The following is a 22,945-nucleotide window of genomic DNA, read 5'->3' as shown; positions in this document are numbered from 1 at the left end:
TACGGTTCCTTTCCGTCGGGGAGGTGTCGGGAGCGCCGCTCGGCTCAGACCCCGGGGTCCTCGGTGATGGGCGTCCCCACCCCCGCCCGTACGGCCTCCAGCTGGGCGGCGAAGGAAAGGCCCAGAAACAGGGCGATCGAGGTGAGGTACGACCACAACAGCAGCGCCACGAACGCGCTCAGCGGCCCGTACACGGTGGTGAAGGAGCCTCCGGAGCCGACGTAGAGGCTCAGTGCCCACGTCGCGCCCAGCCACAGCAGCAGATGGACGGCGGCGCCGAAGGCGAGCCAGGTGTAGCCCGGTTGGGCGCGCCGGGGCGAGCGGCGGAAGACGGCACTGGTGGCGATCACCGCCAACAGGATTCCCACGGGCCAGCGCAGCACGTCCCACGCGCGGGACGTGGCCGGCTCCAGGTGGTAGACCTCGATCAGGGCCCGGCTCAGGTCGGATCCGAGGACCGTGACGCAGAAGCTCAGTCCGAGGGGCAGCCCGGCCAGCACCGCCATCACCAGCCCCCGGGCGTACTTGTGGAGAAACGGCCGGTCGCGCTCCACGCCGTATATGCGGTTCGCGCCGCGCTCCACCTGGCACATGCCCGTGGTGACGTTCGCGACGGAGAACAGCAGGCCGAACCAGAGGGCCGCCGCGCCGCCCTCCCCGGCGTGCCGCCGGCTCTCCCGCAGCGCGTCGTCCACGACGTCCTGGCTCGGACCGCTGATCCGGCGGATCGTCAGCTCGGCGATCCGCCCGACGTCCTCGGTGTGCAGCACTCCGGACAGCCCGATGACGGCGATGCCCAGCGGAAGGATCGCGAGGACTGTCTGCAGGGCGAGGGCCCGGGAGTGACTGAACCCGTCGGCGTAGCGGAAGCGTACGAAGGAGTCCCGTACGAGGGCCCAGCCTCCGTAGTGGCGAAGCGCGGCCCAGGCCTCCTCGCCCGAGAGGACGTCTCCCCGCAGCCGCAGTTCTGCCTCCACGGCCTTGACCTCACTGCGCTGCGGTACGCGTGTCGCGGTGCCCATGGGTGCCTCCTTCCTCCGTCGCCCCCGCCGGGGCTCCCGTCCGCGCCGGGGCCGGCAGGCACACCCGCAGCGCCCCCGGCTCGACCTCCGCGGTCAGCCGGGTACCCGCGGGGAAGACGTCACCGTCGAGCTCGCGCGGCTGGGGCAGGGCGAAGTGGAGGTCGATCCGGGCCGCGCCGAAGTACTCCAGTGCGCCGTGCGCGAGGGACCGTTCCCCCGTGGCGGGCGCGCGTCGCCGCCGTGCGCCCGGTACGCGGGAGGCGAGGTACCCGGCGGCGGCGAGCCAGCCGGTCACCCCGCGCGGGTCGAGCAGGACGACCTCCAGCCTGCCGCTGTCGGGCCGGGCCTCCGGCAGCAGCGGCAGCCCGCCCTGGAGGGTCCCGACGTTGCCGATGACGACCATGCGGGCCCGCCGCTCCAGCGGGGCGCCTCCGTCCAGCCGGATCGTCAGCCGCATCCGGTCGTCCCCCAGATGCCGTACGGCCGAGACCACGTACGCGGCCCAGCCCAGGCTCTCCTTGAGCCGCGCAGAGGCGTCCCGGACCATGGCGGCGTCGAACCCGGCACCCGCCATGACCGCGAACCGGGTCGGCGCGATCCCGTCGCCCCGTATGCGCCCCACGTCGAGTCCGACGGCCTGCCCCTGGAGGGCCTCCCGCAGAGCGGCCACGGGCTCGGTCGGCAGCCGCAGGTTGCGGGCGAGGAGGTTCCCCGTGCCGCAGGGCACGATCGCCAGGGGGATCCCGGTCCCGGCCACCACGTCCGCGCAGGCGCGTACGGTGCCGTCCCCGCCGCAGACGACGACCAGATCGGTGTCCGTCCCTCCGAGGTGGGCGGCCAGGGCACCGGACGGGTCCCCGGCCGTCGTCTCCGTCCATTGCTGCTCCGCGTAGCCGTGGTCGCGCAGTACGGCCCGGACCTTGGTGGCGGTCTCGTCCCCGCACGCGCGCGGGTGGCGCACCACGAGGACCCGGCGCCTGCCGAGCCCGGACGGGCCCCGGGCGGGTGGTGACTCCTCTTCCGCCTCCTCGTCCCGGTGGCGCGGCAGCAGGGCGGCCGCCATGAGGGCCAGCGTGCAGGCGCCGTTCAGCAGCCCCGCCGCCACGTCGGAGACGTGGTGCATGCCGCGGTACACCCGGGAGACCGCCACGAGCAGCGGGATCGCGAGGAGCAGCCCCACCACGAGGTGTCGCAGGACGCCGTGCAGGCGCCGGGTCGCGAGGACCGCCAGCCCCCCGAAGAGGGCGACGGAGGCGCCGACGTGGCCGGAGGGGAAGCTGGACGTCGGCGGCGCCGGGTCCAGGTGGGGCACGTCGGGGCGTTCGCGGTTCACGACGAGGGTGACGAGCAGGAAGACGGCGGACTGCGCGGCTACCGACCCGGCGAGGAACGCCGCCTCCCGCCACCGGGGCACGTGCGGCACCAGGAGCAGGGCGGCCGTGCACATGAGGGTGAGGAGGATCACGCTACCCGTGTTCGCAAGCAGCGACGCCCAGTCGGTGAGAGTGGTGGCGAAGGGGGTGCGGTGGGCGGCGAGGGCGCGGTTGACGCCTTCCTCCGCCGACAGCGGCCAGCGGTGCGCGAGGGGCCCGGTCACCAGCAGCCCCAGCGCGACGACCGCGGCCGCCTGCACGGGCAGCAGCAGGAGCGGGCGGCCCGGTCTGGCTCCCGCCCCGTGTGGGTTCGTCATTGACGCCGTGTTACCTGCTTGGCGCGGGGTAAACCGCCACCGTCCTCTTCGGCGCCGTCGGCTTCATCACCTTCACCGGCTTCGTCGGTGGGGAACGGAGGATGAGAGCGGTGACGCCGGGCAGGAGGGCACCGTGACCTCGAACACTCTCCGCACGGACCGGAGCACTCCGGGAAGCCGGCTCGTCGAGCTGTGGGGACGCGCACGCGCGCACCTGCGCACCACCGCCGTACGCCTCTGGGACGACAACATCGCCGACTACGCGGCGGCCCTCACCTACTACGCGGTGCTGGCACTCGTGCCCGCCCTGCTCGTCTCGGTCTCCCTGGTGGGCCTGGCCGGGACCGGCACCCGCGAGCGGCTGATCCGCGATCTCACCTCCTACGCCCCTCCCCAGTCGGCCCAGGTGCTGCGGGAGGCTCTGGAGGGCCTCACCTCGGCGCCGTCCTCCCTGTGGGCGCTGCTCGTCAGCGGCGTCCTGAGCGCCCTGTGGTCGGCGTCCAGTTACCTGGCGGTCTTCCGTCGCGCGCTGCACGTGATGCACCGGCTGCCCGACACGCGGCGGCCGCTGCGTGCGGCGCACGTCCTCGTCCTCACCGCCGGCGTGCTGCTGGCCCTGCTCGTCGCGGGCGCCGCGAGCCTCGTCGCGACCGGCCCCGTGGCCCGCCGGCTCGCGGCGGCCACCGGCCACTCGGGCACGGACGCCATGGCCCTCCTGCGGTGGCCGGCGCTCCTGGTGATCGTCACGGCACTGATCCTCATCCTCTACCGGACCGGACCCGTCCAAGCCCGCGGCGCGCGCCGGGGATTTCTGGGGGGCGCCCTGGCGGCCTTCCTGTGGCTCGGCGCTTCGGCGCTCTTCACCCTCTACACGCAGTTCGGGACCTACAGCCGGCTCTACGGTTCGCTCGCCGGGGTCATCGTGTTCCTCGTGTGGCTGTGGTTCAGCAACCTGGCCCTGCTCGCCGGCGCCCAGTTCAACGCCGTGCTCGCGCGGACCGGGGAAGGGACCCGCGAGGCGCCGGCGGAGGCCGGCACCGCCTCCTCCTACAGGTAGCGGCGGATGGGGAGCACCGCGGTCTCCCGGGCGCGCTGCACCAGGGAGCGCCGCTTCCAGCGGTCCGGGCGGATCAGCTCGCTGACCTCGAGGTCCTCGTCGTAGTGCGCGTCGAGGGCGGCGGTGAACCCGGCGTCCATGACGGCGAGCATGACCTCCTCGTCGTGGTCGAGGGAGCGGCGGTTGAAGTTCGTGGAGCCGATCAGGGACACGACGCCGTCCATGGTGATGACCTTCGCGTGCATCATGGTCGGCTGGTACTCGTGGATGCGCACGCCGCAGGCGATCAGCTCCTCGTAGCGGTGCTGCCCCGCCAGCTGGCACACCCGCTTGTCCGTGTAGGGGCCGGGCAGCAGGATATCGACCTCCACTCCGCGGCGGGCCGTGGCGCAGAGCAGGTCGATGAAGTAGCTGTCGGGGGCGAAGTACGCGGTCGCCAGACGGACCCGTTCCTCGGCCGATTCGAGGATCACGCGCATCAGGGTCTGCATGTCCTGCCAGCCGAAGCTGGCCGAGCCGCGGACCACCTGCACGATGGCGCTCCCGCTCGGGCGGTGGCCGACGAAACGGTCGCGCTCGTCGAAGAGCTCCGCATGGCATTCGGCCCAGTTCTGGGCGAAGGCGGCGGCGATGCCGTCCACGGCGGGGCCCTGGACCTCGACGTGTGTGTCCCGCCACTCGTGGGGGTTGCGCGCGTCACCGCACCATTCCTCGGCGATCCCGACGCCTCCGGTGAAAGCGGTCTGCTCGTCGACCACGAGGACCTTGCGGTGGCAGCGGTGGTTCTGCTTGAGCGGCGAGAGGTAGAGGGGCTTGCGGAACCAGGCGATCTCGACCCCGGCCCGGCTCATCCGGTCCAGCAGGTCCCGCTCTATCAGGCGGCTGCCGAAGCCGTCCAGCAGCAGCCTCACCCGCACACCCGCGCGCGCCCGGTCGGACAGGGCCATGGCGAAGCGCCGCGCGATGTCGCCCCGCCAGTAGACGAAGGTCATCATGTCGACGGTGTGCCGGGCACGGCCGATCGCGTCCAGCATCGCGGCGAAGATCTCGTCCCCGTTGCGCAGGGGACGGACGGCGTTTCCCTCGGTCGCCGCGACACCGATGAGCCGTTCCAGGCGCCGGCGAATGCGGTGGATCCGTTCGTCCGCCAGGGCGCTGTCGGCGGTCGCGGTCGTCGCACCGCCGAGCGGCGGCTCTCTGTCAGACATACCTGCACTCCTCGGTCGGGCCATCGGCGACCAGGACCATATCCGACCGCGCCCAGGACTCCGGCGCGCTGGTCCCGGGGTGGCCGGACCCGCCCCCTAGAGCCCGCCCCTCCGACCGCGGCCCGCTCGGCGGCGCCCCGAGGCTGAGCGGGCCGCGTCCAGCAGGGCGTCCCGGTCGACGATCTTCACGCGGGGTCGCCTCTCGCGGCGTCCCGCCGTCCGCTCGTGGTCGTCGATCGCCCGCCACCCGTCGAGGCCGACCGCGTCCGGGTGCCCGCCGGACACCGGGCCGTCGGCGGGGGCGGTGAGCAGGCCGGCGTCGAGGTCGTCGAGGAGCGCGGAGACGGTCTCCTGGGCGCAGGACTTGTTGGTGCCGATGAAGCCGCTCGGGCCGCGCTTGATCCAGCCGGCCACGTACACGCCGGGCCGGACCCGCCCCCGCTCGTGGGGCACCGTGCCGGTCGTCTCGTCGAACGGGAGGCCCGGGACCGGCCGCCCGCGGTAGCCGATCGCGCGCAGGACGAGCGAGGTCGCGATGGTCTCGGTCTCGGGGGCGCGCGCGGCCGGCGGGGCGCCGTCGTCGGCGCGCGGCGGTTCGTTCCGTACGACCGTCAGACCGGTCACCCTGTCGTCGCCGAGCATCCGCGTCGGGCGGGTCCGGAAGCGCAGGACGATGCGGCGCCGTCCCGGTACGGGGGTGCGGGCGGCCAGGTCGGCGAGGACGGCGGTCTTCGGCGTGGGGTTCGTGGGCAGGTCCGCGGGCCGGGCCTCGACGAGGACATCGACGCTGTCGAGCGCGGCGAGAGCGAGCAGTTCGGGCAGGGTGAACGCGGCCTCGGCCGGGCCTCGGCGTCCGAGCACGACGACCTCGCGGACGCGGCTCGTCCGCAGCGCGGCGAGCGCGCGGTCGGAGATGTCGGTACGGGAGAGGGTGTCGGGGTCGGCGGTGAGGATCCGGGCCACGTCCAGGGCGACGTTGCCGTTGCCGATGACGACGGCCCGTTCGCCGTCGAGTGCGTACGAGGTGGAGCTGTGGTCGGGGTGGCCGTTGTACCAGGCGACGAAGTCGGTGGCGGAGTGGCTGCCGGGCAGGTCCTCTCCGTCGATGCCGAGCCGCCGGTCCGTCGCCGCGCCCACGGCGTAGATGACGGCGTGGTGGTCTCGGGCCAGTTCCTCGTGGTGGAGGTCGCGGCCGATCTCGGTGTTGAGCCGGTACGAGAAGCCGGGCTGGCTCTCGACGGCGCGGAACAGCCGGGCGACCCGCTGGGTGTCCTGGTGGTCGGGCGCCACCCCGGCGCGGGCGAGACCGTACGGGGTGGGCAGCCGGTCGTGGACGGTCACCGTCACGCCGGGGTGCCGGAGCAGTTCGTCGGCGGCGAAGAGGCCTGCCGGCCCGGCGCCGACGACGGCGACCCGCAACTCGGGCGCGGTCATGCGGCGTTGCTTGGGCACGATCGCCATGGGCGTGCGGTCCTCGTGCGGATGGGCGTCGTAGTAGGCGCGGTTGAGTTCGAGGAACGGCAACTCCGCTTCGGTGAGCCGGGTGTGCGGCTTGAGGGCGTCCACCGGGCAGGCCGTCGTGCAGGCGCCGCAGTCGACGCAGGTGCGGGGGTCGACGTACAGCATCTCGGTCTGCCCGAAGCCCGGTTCGCCGGGGGCGGGGTGGATGCAGTTCACCGGGCAGGCGAGGACGCAGGACGCGTCGGCGCAGCACGACCGGGTGACGACGTAGGTCATGGTTCTCCGTTCACGGGACCGGTGAGGCGGCGGGCCGTCGCGGGCCAGGCTGGGTGCGCACGGCCGCCCGGCCGGCTGCGTCAGGCGGCGTACGGGGCGGGCTCGCCGCGGTGGCGGGACGGCCGGCCGTCGATGCGCAGCGCCTTCCAGACCCGTCGTGAGGCCCGGTTCATCAGACCGATGTCCTCGGCCAGCATCCGCACGTCGGAGAAGAGGTCGCGGAGCATCTTCTCGCCGTCGGGCGACTTCCAGAAGATGTCCTTGATCACCCGGTGCGGCACGCCTATCGCCTCGGCGGTCTTCCGGTCGGGGACCATGATGACGTCCCCGAGCACCCGCATGATCACCGGGAAGGCCACCGAGAGCGCGCCCCTGCGCGCCCTGCCGTAGCCGGGAACCTTGACGCGCAGGAACTCGTGGGCGAAGGAGATGTGCCGGGCCTCCTCGGCGACGTGGATCTGCATGAGCCGGCGCATCAGCGGATGGATGTCCTCGCCGCCGCGCAGGATCGCCTTCTGGAGGTGGTCGATGGGCTCCTCCCCGGCGAGGACGCCGGTGAAGAACGACTCGGGGACCAGCGAGCCGGCCAGGGGAAGGAAGCGGCTGAGGACGCGGAAGGAGCGTCGTCCGCCGGGCACGTCGGCCCCGGCCCGGTTCACGAACTCCTGGAACATCTGGGTGTGGTGGCACTCCTCCGTGACCTCATGGGTGAGGTACCGGAACTCCGGGTTCTGGTTGCGCAGGGCGAAGACGTAGTCCATCACCCCGCGGATGAGGACGTTCTCGAACTGCATGCCCACCTTGACGATGTTGGCGTACCGCCACAGTCCGATGCGCGTGCGGACCTCCAGCGGCTGCTCCCGGTACCAGGGGTGGCCGCCCAGGGGGTCGGCCGCGGGGAGCACCCAGCGGGGGTCGGCGGGGTCGATGGCGAAGTCGGGGTGGTCCCAGTCGATGTCGGTGAACGCGTCGAAGTGGAGGTGCACCGAGGCCTCGGACAGGGTCCTGAGCCTCTCGTGATAGCTCTGCACGCTGGTCATTCGTCGTCCTCGGTCTCTCGCGGTGGGCCGTCGGGAGGTGCGGGGTGGGAGCGGGTTCAGGCCGCCGGGGACGGGTGCCGTCGGCCGGCGGGCCGCCCGTCGGGGACCGCGCGGTCGAAGCGGAGCGCGGGGTCCTCGATCGGCGACCGCCGCAGCGCGCGGCGGTCGCGGTAGTAGTCGTTCCAGATCCGCCACGGGTCCCGGGTGCCCTGGCGGGGCATGATCGCGTCGCCGCGTGCGATGTAGCCGGAGGTCAGCGATTCGCCCATGACGGAGACGGAGGAGCGGTCGCCCTCCCCGGCGACGGGGGTGACGGCGGTGAGACCGTGCCGGTCCATGTGGGCGATGAGCCTGCTGACGTAGGCGGAGGCGAGGTCGGCCTTGAGGGTCCAGGAGGCGTTGGTGTAGCCGATGATCATCGCCAGGTTGGGGACGCCGTCCAGCATCACGCCCTTGTAGAGCAGGTGGTCGCGGGTGACGACGGGCTTGCCGTCGACGGCGAGGTCCATGCCGCCGGCGAGCTGCATGCGCAGGCCGGTGGCGGTGACGACGATGTCGGCGGGGATCTCCTCGCCGGACCGGACCTTGACGCCGGTCTCGGTGAACGTCTCGATGTGGTCGGTGACGACGGACGCCCGACCACTCCTGAGCGTGGTGAAGAGGTCGCCGCCGGGGACGACGCAGAGCCGCTGGTCCCAGGGCTTGTACGCCGGGGTGAAGTGGCTCATGTCGACGCTCTTGCCGAGCCGTGCCCGTACCGCGGCGAGGAGCACGGTGCGCATGAGGCGGGGGGCCTTGCGGCACAGGGCGTAGAGGCCGCGCTGCATCGCGATGTTGCGGGCGCGGCCGACCCGGTGGACGAGCGCGGCCGGGACGCGCAGCGCGCGCAGGAGGACGGAGAGGGGGTCGTCGGCGGGGAGCGCCAGGATGTACGTGGGTGAGCGCTGGACCATGGTGACGTGCGCTGCATCGGGGGCCATCGCGGGGACGAGGGTGATGGCGGTGGCGCCGCTGCCGATGACCACGACGCGCTTGCCCGCGTGGTCGAGGTCCTCGGGCCAGTGCTGCGGGTGGACGAGGGTGCCCCGGAAGCGCTCCTCGCCGGGGAACTCGGGGCGGTGGCCGGCGTCGTAGTCGTAGTAGCCGGTGGCGCCGACGAGGAAACGGGCGGTGAGGACGTGGGTCTCGCCGGTGGCCTCGTCGAAGGTCTCGACGGTCCAGCGGGCGTCGTCGCTCGACCAGTCCGCCCGGACGGCCCTGCGGCCGAAACGGATGCGGTCGGTGACGCCGTGCTCCTCGGCGGTGGCGCGGATGTAGCGGCGGATGTCACCGCCGCCGGCGAGGACCTTGGTGCCGTGCCAGGCGCGGAAGCCGTAGCCGAAGGTGTACATGTCGGAGTCCGAGCGGATGCCGGGGTAGCGGAACAGGTCCCAGGTGCCGCCGATCCCGGTGCGCCGCTCGATGATCGCGTACGTGGTCCCCGGGTTCCCGGCGAGCAGGTGGCAGGCGGCACTGATCCCGGACAGTCCCGCGCCGATGATCAGCACGTCGACGTGCTCGTTCTCCATGTGCGTCCCCTCTGTGGCCGGTGGCGGTGCGCATTCTCCCCCAGGCACCAGAATTTACCTGTGTCACCGCGTCCAAGATACCGGCGGTAACGTGAGCTGCGCCACCCCTCGCGGCCCGCTCGCTGACGGCGGCCGGGTACGATCCACGCCGTGGCCGAGGACAGACACACACGCAGCGACGGGCGCCCAGACGGCCGCGACACACGCTGGAGCGGCCACCGCGCCGAGCGCCGTGACCAGGTCCTGACCGCGGCCCTCGCGGTCATCGGGCGTGACGGAACGGCGGTCAGCGTGGCGGCGATCGGCGCCGAGGCCGGCATGCCCCGCTCCGTCGTCTACCGGATCTTCCGCAGCCGTGAGGACCTCGACGAGCAGATCCGCGCGCGCATCACCGACGACCTGATGGCCGCGCTCGCGCCCGCCCTCGACCCCAGGGGCACGATCCGGGAGGCGATCGAACTCGCCGCGGCCACGTACGTGGGCTGGGTGGCGCTCCACCCCCACCTCCACCGGTTCCTCGGCACCGGCGCCGCCGGGCAGCCCGCCCCCGGCTCCCGCGCGGTCACCGGGACCCGCACCGCCGTCGCCCTCCACCTGGCCCGGCTCCTGGACGCCTACGCCGAGCGGCTCCTCGACGGGGAGCCTGCGCCCACCGGGTTCAGCCTCAACCTCGCGTTCGGCATGGTCGGCCTGGTGGACGGCGTGGTGAACCAGTGGGCCGCCCACCCCGAGTCGAGGAGCTCCCCCGACGAGCTCACCCACTTCCTGAGCGACGCCCTCTGGGGCGTCCTCGCGGGCGCCACCCCGCGCCTGGGGATCAAGCTCGACCCGGACCAGCCGATCGGGCCGCCCCCGGGGTCCCCGGGCGCGGCCGCCCCGTACCGTGCGGCGGACGACGGCGCCTGACCACGGGCGGCCGCGGCTAGGGCGTGTTTCGAAAGTCCCGTCTGCGCGGCGTCCACCCGACCTGGCGATCGCTGTGATCCGCCGCGTGACCGCCGCGCAACCGGCCGGGCCCGTCCCGTACTTCGACATGACCTGAACCTTCGGCAGGTCCGTCTCCTGAGCCGACCGCCACGGACGGACGAGTGCCGTCGGCGCGGGTCGCGCCGACGGCACCGGGGGGATGGGGAATCAGGGGCAGCTGACGCGGATGTCGCCCGGGTCGGTGGTGCAGGTGTCGGTGCCCATACCGCCGTTGGCGGTGTCGTTGCCGGCGAGGCCGTCGGTGGTGGTGAGGCGGTCGTTGCCGTAGTAGCCGGTCAGGGTGTCGTTGCCCGGGCCGCCGTTCATGATGTCGTCGCCGAAGCCGCCGTCGAGGTTGTCGTTGCCGTAGTCGCCGTACACCGTGTCGTTGCCGTAGCCGGCGCTGATGGTGTCGTTGCCGCCGAGCCCGCAGATGACGTCGTTGGAAAAGCCCCCGGTCAGGGAGTCCGCACCGCTGGTGCCGATGATCGTGCAACCGCGGGCGTTGTTCACCGAGGTGGTCGCGGTGGCCGAGTTCCCGGGGCTCACCGGGTCCGGCTGGGCGGCGCTGACGCTCGCCGTGTTGGTGAGGGTGCCGGTGGCACGGGGTTCGGCCGTCACCGTGACCCTCGCGGCGGCGCCGGGGGCGAGGGAGCCGAGGGCGCAGGTGGCGCCCGTCGCGGTGGTCGTGCAGGTGCCCTGCGCGGGGACCGCGGAGATGAGGGTCGCGCCGGTGCCGGTGAGCGTGTCGGTGAGCGTGACGCCGGTCGCGGTGGTGGTGGAGGACGCCGCGTTGGTGACGGTCACCGTGTAGGTGGCGCGGTCGCCGATGCTCAGGGTGGTGGTGCCGGACTTCGTCACCGACAGGTCGGCGTAGGGCGTGGGCGGAGGCGTGCCGTCGCCGCCCTGGTAGCGGGCGAGGGCGAAGGCGAAGCCCGCCCCGTAGCCGGCCGCGACGATCTTGCCGTCGGGCTGGACGAGCACCCCGCGGGCCTCGTCGAAGTCGTTGAAGCCGGTGACCAGGAAGCCGTCGCCGCCGAAGCCGGTGTCGACGGTGCCGTTCGGCTGGAAGCGGACCAGGCCGAAGTCGTTGGCCTCGGCGCTGTTCGGGTCGTCGGCGCGGCCGGCGAGCACGATCTTGCCGTTCTGCTGGAGCGCCATGGCGTACGCGACGCCGCCGTCGCCCGGGGAGGCGACGGAGGTGCGGCCGGCCGTGCCGAAGTCGGCGTCGGGGCTGCCGTCGGCGTTGTAGCGGAGCAGGGCGTAGCCGGCGCCGCCGGCGCCCGCGGCGACGATCTTGCCGTCGGGCTGGACCGCCACGGCGTTGCCGAACTCGGTGCCCCCGAAGTCGGCGGTGACCATGCCGTCGCCGCTGAACGTGGTGTCGAGGGTGCCGTTGCTGTTGTAGCGGGCCACGCCGATGTCGAAGGCGGTGCTGCCCACGTAGCCGACGGAGACGATCTTGCCGTCGGGCTGGAGGGCCATGCCCCGGGCGATGCCTCCGGCGTCCTGGGGCGAGGTGGGCGTGAAGCCCGCGACCACGGCCCCGTCGCCGCCGAGGCTGGGGTCGAGGCTGCCGCCGGCGAGGAGACGGACGAGCGCGAATCCGCTGCCGGCGCCCTTGCCCACGGCGACGATCCGGCCGTCGGGCTGGACGGCGACGTCGGCGCCGTCGGCGGAGCCGCCGAACTCGTCGATCCGTACCAGGCCGCCGTCGCCGAAGCCGGTGTCCAGGCTGCCGTCGGTGTTGTAGCGGGCCACGGAGAAGAAGCAGCAGCCTCCGCCCTCCTCCGCGATCACCTCGGTGGTGCCCGCCACGACGATCTTGCCGTCCGACGGCTGGATCGCGACGGCGTTCGCCGAGTGGCTGCCGCCGCCGAAGTCGCTGCTCACGATGCCGTCGCCCTGGAAGGTGGGGTCGAGGCTGCCGTCGGTGTCGTAGCGGGCGAGCGCGAAGCCGGCCTCGCTCGTCCCCACCACGACCAGCTTTCCGTCGGCCTGCCGGGCGATGTCGTGACCCTCCGCGTACCCCGTGATGGGAGTCGTCACCCGGCCGCCGGACCCGAAGGTCGGGTCCAGGTCGCCGGGGGCGGCGAACGCCGTGCCGGGCAGGGCGAGGACGAGCGCGAGCCCGAGCGCGGCCGGGGCCCCGCCCCTTCCGCCGGGCCCGCGGCGCCGAGCCGCCGGTCTGAGAAGTGCGTGGGTCATGGGTGGACGATCCTCCGTCTTCGCAGGTGAACAGGGAGCAGCGCCCAGCTTCGTACCGGATCGTTCCGTGGTAGCGCGGACCGGGCCCCACTGCCCTCCACTGGCCCCCGGGGACCACCCCGGCGGAGGAGCGCGCGGGGCGCGCCGGGTCCAGGCACCGCGTACCCTCGCCTCCGAAAGGTGTGGGACAGGGGGCAGAGGGTGGGCAGGGAACGGAAGATGGCCGAGGCGCCCGGGCGGGGTACGGAGTCCGGTGAGGACGGCGGGACGCGGGCCGCGACCGTACGGGTGTTCGTCGCGCTCGCCCCGCCGGACGACGCCAAGGGGGAACTGGAGCGCGCGCTGCGCCCCGCGTACGAGGCGTACCCGCGCATGCGGTGGAACCGGATCGAGGACTGGCACATCACCCTGGCGTTCCTCGGGGAGCTGCCGGTGGCGATCGTCCCCCTCCTCCGGGCGCCGCTGGCGGAGCTCGCGGCCGCGCGCCGGCCCGTGGAGCTGGCGCTGCGCGGCGGCGGGCACTTCGACGACCGGGTGCTGTGGAGCGGGGTCGACGGCGAGCTCGACGCGCTGCACGAGGTCGCCGCCGAGGTGCGGGCCGTCGTCAAGGGGTGCGGGATCCCCTTCGAGGACCGGCCGCTGCGTCCGCACCTGACGCTCGCCCGTGCCCGCCGCGACGATCCGGCGTCCGTAGGGGAGGCCGCCGCCGGGCTCGCCGGGTTCACCGGCCGCCGATGGCCCGCCCAGCGCCTCCACCTCGTCGGCAGCGACTTCGGCCGCGGACCGGGCCCGATCCGTTATCGCGACATCGAGTCCTGGGCCTTCGCCGGGCGGTGACCGTCGGGATCAGCTGCCGTAGAACGTGCGGCAGAGGTCGGCGGCGCCCATCGGGGCCTGGATGTCCTCGGCCTGGCGGCAGAGGTGACGCATCTCGGGCGTCCGGACGTCCGTCCGCGGTCGCGGCCGGGCGGGGGCGGGCCGGTTCCGCTGCGGGGAGCGGAGGGTGGTCCTCGCACCGGGCGGCCTCCTGCTCGCGGGCTTCCTGGGCTTGTCCACCGAGGTGTGCGGGTGGTTCGGGGCCGCTCGCTGAGCGTGCGGGCGGCGGGCGGCGGATGCCTCTGCGGCCGCACCGCCGGCCTTCCGGCCGGGGGCCGGGGTCGGCCGGGGAGCCGGGCGGGGGTCGGTGGCGGTGAGCGCCTCGCGCGGCGCGGGCTCCGTGGGCACCGGCCAGGTGGGAAGCGGGGCGGGCGGCCGGTCCGCGGCCGGGGCGAGTGCGCCGGAACGGGCCGGCGGGGCCGGGGCCGAGCCGTGCGGGACGGCCACGCACCCGGTGGTGAGGAGCGCGATGAGCAGGAGGAACGTCGTGCGGCGGGCGGGCATGGGAGTCACGGTGCCCGAGCCCCGAGGGGCGGGGTGGCGGCTCGGCCCGAGTCCACCGTGACGAGTGAACAGCCGCCGTACGTGGACGGGGCGGAGCCGGCCGCGCGTCCCGCGAGACCCCCGACTCACCTGCGGGCGGTCCGGGTTCGGAGGGGTCGTTCATCGGACGTACACCCAGACGTGGGGTTACCCGCCTCCCGGCGGCTGCCGTGCCGACACGGAGGCCGACCACGCTCACGCGGGACCAAGCACCCCCCGTACGAGGAGACTCGCGTGACGCGCTCCACCACCGCCCGTTCGACCGTACTGGCCCTGAGCACGGCCCTCGCCGCGGCGGCGCTGGCCGTGCCGGCCCAGGCCGAGGCACAGGGGCACCACCGTTCCGCGGGTGGCTCGCTGCCCGTCGTCACCCCGCGCTCGGAGACGCCGGCGCTGCACGACGACGAGGCGGGCGGCAACGCGGACGCGGACGACCCCGCCATCTGGCGCAACGCCGCCGCCCCCGGCCGCAGCCTCGTCATCGCGACCGCCAAGGAGGGCGGCCTGCGTGTCTACGACCTGGACGCGCGGCCGGTGCAGTCGATAGCCGCGCCGCCGGCCGCCGGGCCGGACCACGCCCCGGGCCGGTTCAACAACGTGGACCTCGTCCAGGGGCTGCGCCTGTCCTCCGGCCGCGCCGATCTGGCCGTCACGAGCGACCGCGGCAACGACCGGCTGCGCTTCTACCGCATCGACCGTGACCGTGCCGGCGGCCCGCTCACCGACGTCACCGACCCTGCGGCGCCGGCCGTGTTCTCCCGGGACCAGGCCGAGGTCGACGAGCAGCGGACCGCCTACGGCCTGGCGACGTGGACGGACCCGGCGTCCGGGAAGTCCTACGCCCTGGTCAGCCGCCGCGAGCGCACCAGCATCGCCCTTCTGGAGCTGCTCCCCGCCGCCGGCGGCAAGGTCACGTACCGCAAGGTCCGCACGCTGGACCTGCCCTCCTCCTTCCGGCTGCCCGACGGCACCTCGTGGTCTCCCTGCGCCGAGCCCGGCGAACTGCCGCAGGTCGAGGGCATGGTCGTCGACCCGGCCGACGGCACGCTCTACGCCGGGCAGGAGGACATCGGCATCTGGCGCCTGCGCGCCGACCTCACCGGCACGCCTCAACTGGTGGACAAGGTGCGCGAGTACGGCGTCCCCGGGGTCTACGACGAGGAGACCGAGGAGTGCACGCCGGGCGCCGACCCCGGTTTCGGCGGCACGAAGGTCACCGCGGACGTCGAGGGCCTGACGCTGGTCACCGAACCGGACGGCGACGGCTACCTCCTTGCCTCCAGCCAGGGTGACAACACCTTCGCCGCCTACGACCGCGAGGTCGAGGACGACAACGAGTACGAGGGCGGCTTCCGGGTCGCGGCCGCGGGCGGGGCGCTGGACGGCTCCGAGGAGTGCGACGGCGCGGCGGCCCTGAACGCGCCGCTCGGCTCCGCGTACCCGAACGGGCTGCTCGTCGTCCAGGACGGCCACGACTCCCCCGGTGACGGCGACCGCCCGTCGACCGACTTCAAGTTCGTCGATCTGGGCACGGTCCTGGACGCCCTCGACGACTGACCCGCGTGCCCCGGACGGGCACGCGGACGACCGGTTCCGCACGGTCCTGGTACGTGAAACGTGATGGAGACACACGAGCGCCGCCACGATGGGCGCATGAGCCAGGAGAGTGCGGAGCCGGTCGGGGAGCCGGTGGTGGTGGGGGTTCCGGTGGAGCCGGACCCCTAGCGTCCTCCACCCGCCCCTCGGCGAGGACGGCACCATCCGGCCCGCGGCGCCCACGCAGGGCGAGGCCGCTGGGGCGTGAGCCCGCTACGTCACCTCCAGGTTGGCCATCATGCCCATGTCCTCGTGTTCGGCGTTGTGGCAGTGGAAGAGGTAGCGGCCCCGATAGCCGTCGAAGCGGGTGATGATCTCGGCCGACTCACCGGGGCGCAGGGAGACGGTGTCCTTCAGGCCCGCATCGTGGGGCAGGGGTTGCCCGCCACCCCGGGAGAGGATGCGGAAGCCGGTCAGGTGGAGGTGGACGGGGTGGTGCACGTCGGCGACCAGCCGCCAGACCTCCACGTCGCCGAGCCGGACAGTGACGTCCGTACGGGCCGGGTCGAAGGGGAGGCCGCCGATCAGCCAGCCGTGCCGGTCGTCCTCGCCCACGCGTCCGGCCCGGAAGGAGAAGTCGCGCACCCGGACGGCGTCCGAGCGGCGCCAGGCCGGGAGGTCGGTGGAGAGGGTACGGGGAATCCTGCTGGTGTCGGTGGCCTTGCGGGCGACCCTGAAGGCCATCACCTCCCTCGTACGACCGGAGCCCAGGCGGTTGACGAGGCGGACGAGCCCCCCGACCGGGACGTGCGCGAAGTCGACGACCACGTCGTAGCGTTCGGCCGGGGCGACGGGCAGGCTGGAGAGGATGACCGGCGAGGCGAGCAGGCCCTGGTCGGAACCGATCTGGACGACGGGGAGCCGCCTGCCGTCGCCGTCGACCCATTCCAGTTCGTAGTGCCGGGCGTTCGACGCGTTCAGGAGGCGCAGGCGGCAGCGGGCCGCGTCGACCTCGTGGACGGGCCAGGGGGCGCCGTTGACGAGGATCACGTCGCCGAGGACCCCGGCGACGTACGGCTCGCGGACACCCGGGCGGCCGCGCAGGGTGGGGTCGAGGGACGGGTAGTCGAGACTGCCGTCGGCGGCGAAGGCGCGGTCCGCGATCATCAGGGGCAGTTCGCGCGGCCCGGCGGGCAGGCCGAGGGACTCCTCGGCGGGGTCGCGGACGATGTGCAGCCCGGCGAGGCCGCGCCAGATCGCCGGGGCGGTGAAGTCCATCCGGTGGTCGTGGTACCAGAGCAGCGCGGGGCGCTGGTCGAGCGGGAAGGTGTAGTCCCGGGTCAGTTCGGTCGTCACGGCCCGGGGGTCGTGCATGGCGTGACCGGGGGCGTGCCCCGTGTCACCGGCACCACCCGGGTGGCCGCCGTGCGCTGCCGCCGGCGCCCAGCCCGCCGGTGTGACGAGGTCCGTCGGGTAGCCGTCCGAGTGGGCCGGGGTGCGGCCGCCGTGCAGGTGGACGACGGTCGGCACGGGCAGCTCGTTGCGGTGCGTCACGGTGACCGGCCGGCCGCGCCGCGACTCGATCGTGGGGCCCGGGAAGGATCCGCCGTACGTCCACAGCCGCGTCCTGACCCCGGGCAGGATCTCCGCCGTCGCCTCGCGCTGGACGATCTCATAGCGGTCCGCGCCGCCGGACGTGGCGACCGGCTCGAGGACGGCGGGGAGGGGCAGCGGCACCTGGAAGGGGGGCGGCAGCGGTACGGCGCTGCGCAGTGCGGCGCCGGTGGTCGCGGGACGGCTCGACAGGCCGGCCGCGGCCGTCAGACCGCCCGCCGCCAGGGCGCCGAGCGCTCCGCCGACGGCCAGGACCCGGCGCCTCGTCAGGTCAGGCATCGACGGCCTCCCGGGGGCGCGACGGCCGCAGCCAGACCGCGGCGAACAGCACGACGACGGCGGCGACGGTGAACACGCCCAGGGGGATGTGCAGCCACAGCACCCCGGCCGTCCCGGCGAAGTACTGCACGGTCTCGGCGACCGCGAGCGCGAGGGTGACGAAGAACGGCCAGGACCGGCGCAGCCGCGCCCAGACCACCGCCGCGACGCCGAGCTGTACGAGGCAGAGCGAGGTGACGACGTCGGCGCCCGCCCCGTGCATGCCCAGTCCGTCGAAGTCGCCGCTCAGATAGACACCGGCGAACACCGGCTGGCCGAAGACCGCCACCACGTGCGCCGTGACGACGGTTCGCCACACGCCCCTCAACATGTCATGCCCTCCTCCTTGTTGTCGGTGCGGGAACGCTCACGACGCTATGACCGGGGCATTATCCTGTCCAAGATCAATATCGCTATGGGGCTATGTCCCTGGGGGCATGATGGATCTCCACGCACTGCGGCAGTTCGTCGTCGTGGCCCGGCTCGAGCACCTCAGCCGCGCCGCCGAGGAACTCCACGTGGCCCAGCCGTCGTTGAGCCGGACCATCGCGCGCCTGGAGGGTGAGCTGGGCGCGCCGCTGTTCGACCGGGCGGGGCGGCTCCGGCTGAACGAGGCCGGGAAGGTCTTCCTCCGGCATGTCGAGCGCTCTCTGGGGGAGCTCGACGCGGGGCGCCGGGCGGTCACCTCCATCACGAGCGGGGAGTTCGGCACCGTACGGCTGGCCTCGGAGACCTTCCTGACCCTGACCGGTCCTCTCGGGGCGTTCAAACGGGCGCATCCCGCCGTCGAGGTCGAACTCCACCAGATGGCCGCCGAGGAGATGGCCCGCTGCCTGCGCACCCAGGAGGTGGACCTCTGCGTCGCCTCGCAGCCCTTCCCGCCCGAGGGCCTCGAAGCGGTGCGGCTGCTCGACGAGGAGGTGTGGGTGGTGGCTCCGCCGGGCCACCCCCTGGCGGACCGCTCCTCGGTGACGGTCGGTGAGCTCGCCGCCGAGCCCTTCGTCTCCACCCGCACGGGACACTGGCAGCGCCGGCTTCTCGACCGGCTCTTCGCCGGGAACGGTCTGGCGCCGCCGAGGATCGTCTGCGAGGGCGACGAGCCGGGCGCCACCGCGATTCTGGTCGCGGCGGGGCTCGGCATCGGCCTCATCCCGGAGATGGCCCGGCGCAGCGCCACCCGCACCCCCGTCGCCTGGGTCCGCGTCGACGGCCCCGACTGCCGGCGTACCCTCACCCTGCTGCGGCACCCCGGGAGCCGTTGCACGGGCGCCGCGCGCCTGATGCACGCGGCGCTCACCGGCTGGGACTGGACGTCCGGCCCGGTCTGAGCCCGTCGCCGTCGGTCGACCGCCCTTCTCCGCTCAGCCTTCGTCCTGGTGACGGTGGCCGGGCAGCATCTCCTGGAGCTTCGCCTTGAGGCCCTGACGCACCATGGCGCCGCGGTCGCTGTCCCCCTTGAGGACGGCCGAGGCGGCGGCCTCGATCTGGTCGAGGGTGGCGTGCGGCGGGATCGGCGGTACGGCGGGGTCGGTGCGGAAGTCGATGACGAAGGGACGGTCGGCGGCCAGCGCCCGCTGCCAGGCGGCCTCGACGCCGCCGGGCTCCTCCACCCGGACGCCGTCGAGACCCAGGGACCGGGCGAAGTCCGCGTACCGCACGTCGGGAAGGGCCTGGGAGGGCAGGAACTGCGGGGCGCCGGACATGGCGCGCATCTCCCAGGTGACCTGGTTGAGGTCCTGGTTGTTGAGGACGGCGACGACCAGCCTCGGGTCCTGCCAGTCCTGCCAGTACTTGGCGACGGTGATCAGTTCGGCCATGCCGTTCATCTGCATGGCGCCGTCACCCACCAGGGCCAGTGCCGGCCGGCCGGGGTGGGCGAACTTGGCGCCGATGACGTACGGCACGCCCGGCCCCATGGTGGCCAGCGTCCCCGAGAGCGAGCCGCGCATGAGACCGCGCATGCGCAGGTGCCGGGCGTACCAGTTGGCCGAGGATCCGGAGTCCGCGGCCAGCATGACGTCCTCGGGCATCAGGGCGTCCAGGGCGTGCACGACGTACTCGGGGTTGATCGGGTCCGCCTCGACCGCGGCCCGCCGCTCCATCACCTCCCACCAGCGCGCCGTGTCCTTCTCGATCTTCTTGCGCCAGGAGCCGTGCTTCTTCCGCTTCAGCTGCGGCAGCAGGGCCTTGAGGGTCTCCGCGGCGTCGCCCACGAGGTTGACCTCGAAGGGGTAGCGCAGCCCGACCATGAACGGGTCGATGTCGATCTGCACGGCACGCGCCTGGCCGAACTCGGGCAGGAACTGGGAGTACGGGAAGCTGGAGCCGATGACCAGCAGGGTGTCGCAGTCCCGCATCATCTCGTACGACGGGCGGGTGCCGAGCAGGCCGATGGAGCCGGTGACGTACGGCAGGTCGTCGGCCAGGGCGTCCTTCCCGAGCAGCGCCTTGGCCACACCGGCGCCCAGGAGGTCCGCGAGTTCCTCGACCTCGGCACGGGCCCCGCGCGCTCCCTGTCCGATCAGGACTGCCACCTTCTCGCCCGCGTTGAGCACCTCGGCGGCCCTGGTCAGTTCGGCGGGCGCGGGCAGCGGGGCGTAGGAGGGGGCGCCGAGGCTGGAGGGAACCATCTTGAACGCGTGGGTGGGCGGCGAGTAGTCGAGTTCCTGGACGTCGGCGGGGATGATGACCGCGGTGACGGTGCGCTGGGCGTACGCGGTGCGCATCGCGCGGTCGATCACGTTCGGCAGCTGTTCGGGGACGGTGACCATCTCGCAGTACGCGGAGGCGACGTCCTTGTACAGGCTCAGCAGGTCGACCTCCTGCTGGTAGGAGCCTCCCATGGCGCTGCGGTTGGTCTGGCCGACGATCGCGACGACGGGGACGTGGTCGAGCTTGGCGTCGTAGAGGCCGTTGAGCAGGTGGATGGCACCGGGCCCCGAGGTGGCGGCGCACACGCCGACCTTGCCGGAGAACTTGGCGTAGCCGACGGCTTCGAAGGCCGACATCTCCTCGTGCCGGGACTGGATGAACCTGGGGCGGTTCTCGGCGCGGCCCCAGGCCGCCAGCAGGCCGTTGATCCCGTCGCCGGCGTACGCGAAGACGTGCTCGACGTCCCAGTCGCGCAGCCGCTGGAGTACGAAGTCGGACACCTTCATGGACATGTGGCTCCTTGGGGGCGGTGCGGTGGGTCAGGCGCCGTACCGGACGGCGAAAGGTGCATGTGCGGGCATACGCAGCCAGAGCACTATGACCTCTCCCGAAACCGCTTATCCACTCGCAGGCCCGTTACGCGCTCGGTGCCGCGGAAAGAACACCCGTTCACGTTTCGCACGTCTCGCGAAGGGAGCGCGAGCCGGGTCGGACGCGGGGTCAGGCCCCCGGTACGACGAGGCCGGTCTCGTACGCGAGGACGACCGCCTGGGCGCGGCTGGCGAGGCCGAGTTTGCTCATGGTGCGGTTGAGGTGGGTCTTGGCGGTCGCCTCGCTGATGTACAGCTCCTCGGCGATCTGCCGGTTCGACATGCCCTTGCCGGTCAGTTCGAGGACCTCTCGCTCCCGGCCGGTCAGCACCTCGAGGCCCGGAGGCGGGACCGTCCGGCCGGGCTCCTCCGCGGCGGGAAGGCCGCGCTGGGCGAACGCTTCGACGAGCCGCCGGGTCACGCTCGGGGCGAAGAGGTGGTCGCCGCCCGCGACGGCGGCCACGGCCGCCAGGAGGCGCTCGGGACCGGAGTCCTTCAGGAGGAAGCCGGAGGCGCCGACGCGCAGCGCACCGTAGACGTACTCGTCCAGGTCGAACGTGGTGAGGATCAGGACGCGGGGCGCCGGGTCGGCGGCCTCCGCGAGGATGCGGGCCGTGGCCTCGATCCCGGTGCCGTTGGGCATGCGGACGTCCATGAGGATGACGTCGGGGCGCAGCCGTGCGGCGAGGGCGACGGCTTCCTCACCGTCCGCGGCCTCTCCCACCACCTCGGTGTTCGGGGCCGCTTTCAGCAGTCCGACCAGGCCGGCGCGGATGAGGAACTGGTCGTCGACGACGAGGACCCTGATCACCTGGCTCATGCGAGAGCTGCGTCTCCTGTGCTGGCGGCGGACTCAGCCCTCCCGGACCACCGGGGGAAGCCGGTCGTCCGGAGCGGGGCCGTCGCGACGTTCGGCGGCGGGCGGTGCGCCGGCCCGTGCCGTGAGAGGCAGGGTCAGGCGCACCGCGAAGCCCTCGCCGTCGCGCGGGCCGATGTCGATCCGCCCGCCGTACAGCTTGACGCGCTCGCGCATACCGATCAAGCCGTGGCCGCTTCCCGCCGGAATTCCGGCCGGATCCGGACCACCACCGTCGTCGGTGACGTCCACTTCGAGATGGTGCGGTTCGTAGCGGACGACGACCCGGGCCGTGGCTCCGGGCGCGTGTTTGAGGACGTTGGTGAGGGATTCCTGCACGACGCGGTAGGCGCACAGGTCGGCCCCGGGCCCGAGCGGACGGGGCGTGCCGGTGAACGTCAGCTCGACCGGCGTGCCACCGGCGCGTACGCGGCCGACGAGTTCGTCCAGCCGCGCCAGGCCGGGCATGGGACGGTCCCGCGTCCCCGGCTCGGGGCCCTCCCGCAGGAGCAGCAGCATGCGGCGGAGTTCGTCGAGCGCTTCGGCGCCGGTGTCCGCGATGGTGTCGAGAGCGCCGCGCGCCGTGGGCGGGTCGCTCTCGAAGACGAAGCGTGCGAGGCCCGCCTGCACGGAGATGACCGCCATGTGGTGGGCCACCACGTCGTGGAGCTCGCGGGCGATCCTGCGCCGCTCGCCCGAGACCTCCCGCCGGGCCCGCTCCTCCTGTTCGGCGGCGAGCCGCCGGGTCAGCTCGTCGGCCCGGCGGGACAGTGCGCCGAACCACCACAGCACGGCGGGGAAGACCACGGCCTGGCCTACGACGGACGCGAGCGAGCCGTGGCCTCCGTTCACCCGTTCGAGGACACCGGCGCCGAGCCAGGACAGTCCGGTCACCGTCGCGCCGGGCACCGAGATCCGGGCGGGACGGTACGCGGCGAGCGTGAACGTCGCCAGGAGCGTGGCCAGGGAGTTCACCACGGGCCAGTACCCGAGGGCCACGTACACCGCGAAGCCGCACTGGCTGATCGCGAACACGGAGGTGGGGAACCTCGTCCGTGCCACGGCGGGGAGGTTGACCAGGACGACGAGTGCGAAGCCGACCGGGTCGAGGGCCGGCCATCCCTGGGCGGCGGATTCCTGGCCCAGCACGAGGGCCAGCCCTGTCATCGCGAGTCCTATGAGCGCGTTGACGAGGGGGCCGCGCAGGGGGTGGAGCTGCATGTCCGCAGCCTAGCCAGGTGCCTTGGGGCGGGCGTCAACCCGACGTCATACCGCGAAGGTTGTAGGCCCTGGCCGCCGCGGGGGTGAGGCGCGCCGTGCGGCCCGCGGAGTGAGACCCGCGATGCCCGCGGGTCTCACTCCGCGCCCCCGTCGAGCCCCGGGAGCGCCGTGCGGGCGCCGGCGCCCCGGGGTGTCGCCGCACAGGGTGCGACGGGAAGGACGCTACGAACTCGACGACGGCCC

The 22,945-nt window shown here is 73.4% G+C and carries 18 protein-coding genes; 5 read left to right on the top strand and 13 right to left on the bottom strand.

What is annotated here, in order from left to right; all coding sequences use genetic code 11:
- Window positions 1–44: 44 nt before the first annotated feature.
- On the bottom strand, window positions 45–1,022 hold the full coding sequence (locus ACZ51I_RS13605; protein ID WP_468875004.1) for a YihY/virulence factor BrkB family protein: 978 nt from the start codon (window positions 1,020–1,022) through the stop codon (window positions 45–47).
- A complete protein-coding gene (locus ACZ51I_RS13600; protein ID WP_468875001.1) occupies window positions 988–2,712 on the bottom strand; it encodes a bifunctional phosphatase PAP2/diacylglycerol kinase family protein in 1,725 nt (574 codons plus the stop codon). The genes ACZ51I_RS13605 and ACZ51I_RS13600 overlap by 35 nt, the downstream gene beginning before the upstream one ends.
- A 133-nt stretch (window positions 2,713–2,845) precedes the next feature.
- Between ACZ51I_RS13600 and ACZ51I_RS13595 the strand changes: the two genes are divergently transcribed.
- On the top strand, window positions 2,846–3,769 hold the full coding sequence (locus tag ACZ51I_RS13595; protein WP_468874998.1) for a YihY/virulence factor BrkB family protein: 924 nt from the start codon (window positions 2,846–2,848) through the stop codon (window positions 3,767–3,769).
- On the opposite strand, the gene ACZ51I_RS13590 is transcribed toward ACZ51I_RS13595, so the two are convergent.
- The 4 genes from ACZ51I_RS13590 to ACZ51I_RS13575 all read right to left on the bottom strand — a co-directional run bounded on the left by ACZ51I_RS13590 (window position 3,760) and on the right by ACZ51I_RS13575 (window position 9,322).
- Window positions 3,760–4,977, bottom strand: a complete 1,218-nt coding sequence (locus ACZ51I_RS13590; RefSeq protein WP_468874996.1) for a phospholipase D-like domain-containing protein — start codon at window positions 4,975–4,977, stop codon at window positions 3,760–3,762. The two genes, ACZ51I_RS13595 and ACZ51I_RS13590, sit on opposite strands and share 10 nt — an antisense overlap.
- A 96-nt stretch (window positions 4,978–5,073) precedes the next feature.
- Window positions 5,074–6,714 carry an FAD-dependent oxidoreductase gene (locus ACZ51I_RS13585; RefSeq protein ID WP_468874994.1) on the bottom strand — a complete coding sequence of 547 codons (1,641 nt, stop codon included), beginning with the start codon at window positions 6,712–6,714 and terminating at the stop codon, window positions 5,074–5,076.
- A gap of 80 nt (window positions 6,715–6,794) precedes the next feature.
- Window positions 6,795–7,754 carry an AurF N-oxygenase family protein gene (locus ACZ51I_RS13580; protein WP_468874993.1) on the bottom strand — a complete coding sequence of 320 codons (960 nt, stop codon included), beginning with the start codon at window positions 7,752–7,754 and terminating at the stop codon, window positions 6,795–6,797.
- Between the two features lie 56 nt (window positions 7,755–7,810).
- Window positions 7,811–9,322, bottom strand: a complete 1,512-nt coding sequence (locus tag ACZ51I_RS13575; RefSeq protein WP_468874992.1) for a flavin-containing monooxygenase — start codon at window positions 9,320–9,322, stop codon at window positions 7,811–7,813.
- Window positions 9,323–9,472: 150 nt separating this feature from the next.
- Here ACZ51I_RS13575 and ACZ51I_RS13570 point away from each other — a divergent pair, with 150 nt between their 5' ends.
- A complete protein-coding gene (locus ACZ51I_RS13570; RefSeq protein WP_468874991.1) occupies window positions 9,473–10,228 on the top strand; it encodes a TetR/AcrR family transcriptional regulator in 756 nt (251 codons plus the stop codon).
- A gap of 228 nt (window positions 10,229–10,456) precedes the next feature.
- Here ACZ51I_RS13570 and ACZ51I_RS13565 read toward each other — a convergent pair whose 3' ends face one another.
- Window positions 10,457–12,496: a calcium-binding protein gene (locus ACZ51I_RS13565; protein ID WP_468874989.1), complete on the bottom strand. Its 2,040-nt coding sequence runs from the start codon at window positions 12,494–12,496 to the stop codon at window positions 10,457–10,459.
- Window positions 12,497–12,715: 219 nt separating this feature from the next.
- Here ACZ51I_RS13565 and thpR point away from each other — a divergent pair, with 219 nt between their 5' ends.
- Window positions 12,716–13,333 carry an RNA 2',3'-cyclic phosphodiesterase gene (thpR, locus tag ACZ51I_RS13560; RefSeq protein WP_468874987.1) on the top strand — a complete coding sequence of 206 codons (618 nt, stop codon included), beginning with the start codon at window positions 12,716–12,718 and terminating at the stop codon, window positions 13,331–13,333.
- Between the two features lie 9 nt (window positions 13,334–13,342).
- Here thpR and ACZ51I_RS13555 read toward each other — a convergent pair whose 3' ends face one another.
- Window positions 13,343–13,876 (bottom strand): hypothetical protein, encoded by a 534-nt coding sequence (locus tag ACZ51I_RS13555; protein ID WP_468874985.1) that lies wholly within the window; start codon window positions 13,874–13,876, stop codon window positions 13,343–13,345.
- Window positions 13,877–14,149: 273 nt separating this feature from the next.
- Here ACZ51I_RS13555 and ACZ51I_RS13550 point away from each other — a divergent pair, with 273 nt between their 5' ends.
- Window positions 14,150–15,472 (top strand): phytase, encoded by a 1,323-nt coding sequence (locus ACZ51I_RS13550; RefSeq protein WP_468874982.1) that lies wholly within the window; start codon window positions 14,150–14,152, stop codon window positions 15,470–15,472.
- 252 nt (window positions 15,473–15,724) lie between these two features.
- Here ACZ51I_RS13550 and ACZ51I_RS13545 read toward each other — a convergent pair whose 3' ends face one another.
- Entirely contained in the window at window positions 15,725–17,344 is a 1,620-nt protein-coding gene (locus ACZ51I_RS13545) for a multicopper oxidase family protein (protein ID WP_468874979.1), read from the bottom strand.
- Window positions 17,337–17,714 (bottom strand): hypothetical protein, encoded by a 378-nt coding sequence (locus ACZ51I_RS13540; RefSeq protein WP_468874977.1) that lies wholly within the window; start codon window positions 17,712–17,714, stop codon window positions 17,337–17,339. The genes ACZ51I_RS13545 and ACZ51I_RS13540 overlap by 8 nt, the downstream gene beginning before the upstream one ends.
- Before the next feature lie 106 nt (window positions 17,715–17,820).
- On the opposite strand from ACZ51I_RS13540, the gene ACZ51I_RS13535 reads away from it, so the two are divergent.
- Window positions 17,821–18,711 (top strand): LysR family transcriptional regulator, encoded by an 891-nt coding sequence (locus tag ACZ51I_RS13535; RefSeq protein WP_468874974.1) that lies wholly within the window; start codon window positions 17,821–17,823, stop codon window positions 18,709–18,711.
- Window positions 18,712–18,744: 33 nt separating this feature from the next.
- On the opposite strand, the gene ACZ51I_RS13530 is transcribed toward ACZ51I_RS13535, so the two are convergent.
- The 3 genes from ACZ51I_RS13530 to ACZ51I_RS13520 all read right to left on the bottom strand — a co-directional run bounded on the left by ACZ51I_RS13530 (window position 18,745) and on the right by ACZ51I_RS13520 (window position 22,702).
- Window positions 18,745–20,547, bottom strand: a complete 1,803-nt coding sequence (locus tag ACZ51I_RS13530; RefSeq protein WP_468874972.1) for a thiamine pyrophosphate-requiring protein — start codon at window positions 20,545–20,547, stop codon at window positions 18,745–18,747.
- A 208-nt stretch (window positions 20,548–20,755) separates the two neighbouring features.
- Complete coding sequence (locus tag ACZ51I_RS13525; RefSeq protein WP_468874970.1) at window positions 20,756–21,445, bottom strand: response regulator; 690 nt, start codon at window positions 21,443–21,445, stop codon at window positions 20,756–20,758.
- Between the two features lie 33 nt (window positions 21,446–21,478).
- The gene (locus tag ACZ51I_RS13520) at window positions 21,479–22,702 is read right to left on the bottom strand and encodes a sensor histidine kinase (RefSeq protein ID WP_468874968.1); all 1,224 of its coding nucleotides are present in this window, start codon (window positions 22,700–22,702) and stop codon (window positions 21,479–21,481) included.
- Between the last annotated feature and the right edge of the window lie 243 nt (window positions 22,703–22,945).

Source organism: Streptomyces sp. NPDC034084, from assembly GCF_055575535.1.
Note: the sequence above shows the minus strand (reverse complement) of the source record. Positions and strands in the feature narration are given on the sequence as shown.